Source organism: Photobacterium chitinilyticum, from assembly GCF_004104355.1.
Classification (GTDB): domain Bacteria; phylum Pseudomonadota; class Gammaproteobacteria; order Enterobacterales; family Vibrionaceae; genus Photobacterium; species Photobacterium chitinilyticum.
The window spans coordinates 1-390 of sequence record NZ_RJLM01000246.1 but is presented as its reverse complement, the minus strand read 5'-3'; the positions used below and the strand labels follow the sequence as shown (position 1 = coordinate 390).

Sequence of the window (390 nt, the reverse complement as noted above, 5' to 3'; positions counted from 1 at the left end):
TATGGTAGACCTAGACGATAACCGCTTGGAAACTGCCCTATCATTCGGTGCGACTCATAAGGTTAATTCTTCAGACCCTAAAAAAGCCATTAAAGAAATTTATGATTTGACAGATGGTCGTGGTGTGGATGTCGCTATCGAAGCTGTAGGGATTCCTGAAACATTTGATTTCTGTCAAAAGATTATCGGTGTAGACGGAACGGTTGCCAACTGTGGTGTGCATGGTAAACCAGTTGAATTCGATTTAGATAAACTTTGGATTCGCAACATCAATGTAACAACTGGTTTGGTATCTACAAATACGACTCCACAATTGTTGAAAGCACTTGAAAGTCATAAGATTGAACCGGAAAAATTGGTAACTCACTATTTCAAACTCAGTGAAATTGA

The 390-nt window shown here is 39.0% G+C and carries 1 protein-coding gene; it reads left to right on the top strand.

Annotation, left to right across the window (positions count from 1 at the left end):
• Positions 1-25: 25 nt before the first annotated feature.
• Positions 26-390: zinc-binding dehydrogenase (locus tag EDI28_RS26620; protein ID WP_267900024.1), on the top strand; the 365-nt coding region annotated here is incomplete at its 3' end.